Genomic DNA, 529 nt, shown 5'->3' with positions numbered 1-529 from the left:
AGAAAGCTTCGCCCATGACCCGGCCGGCAACCTGCTGATGCAGGACCGCCCCGGCCCCAGCCAGATCAAAGGCAATCGCCTGCTGATGCAGGGCGACCGCCATTACGACTACGACGCCTTCGGCAACCTGATCCGCGAACGTCGAGGCCGCGCGCAGGCACTCGTCACCGAATACCGCTACGACTGCCAGCACCGCCTGATCGGCCTGACCCGCCCCGACGGCCAGACCGCGTCTTACGCCTACGACGCCTTCGGCCGACGCATCAGCAAAACCGACAGCGGCGAGACCACCGAATTCTTCTGGCAAGGCGACCAGCTCGTCGCCGAAAGCAGCGAAAGCGAATACCGCAGCTACGTCTACGAACCCGGCACCTTCCGCCCGCTGGCGCTGCTCGACGGCAAAGGCCCGCAAAAAGCCTGCCCGTTCTACTACCAGCTCGACCACCTCGGCACCCCGCAGGAACTCACCGACTACAGTGGCGACATCGTCTGGTCGGCGCAATACGACGCCTACGGCAAAGTCGCCACG

At 65.0% G+C, this 529-nt stretch carries 1 protein-coding gene; it reads left to right on the top strand.

Annotated features, from left to right (window positions below; genetic code table 11):
* On the top strand, positions 1-529 hold a 529-nt coding region (locus ACM6IV_RS12740), incomplete at both ends, for an RHS domain-containing protein (RefSeq protein ID WP_414870266.1).

The organism is Pseudomonas sp. IT-347P (assembly GCF_949768005.1).
Classification (GTDB): Bacteria; Pseudomonadota; Gammaproteobacteria; order Pseudomonadales; family Pseudomonadaceae; genus Aquipseudomonas.
This window is presented reverse-complemented; position numbering and strand designations above follow the sequence as displayed.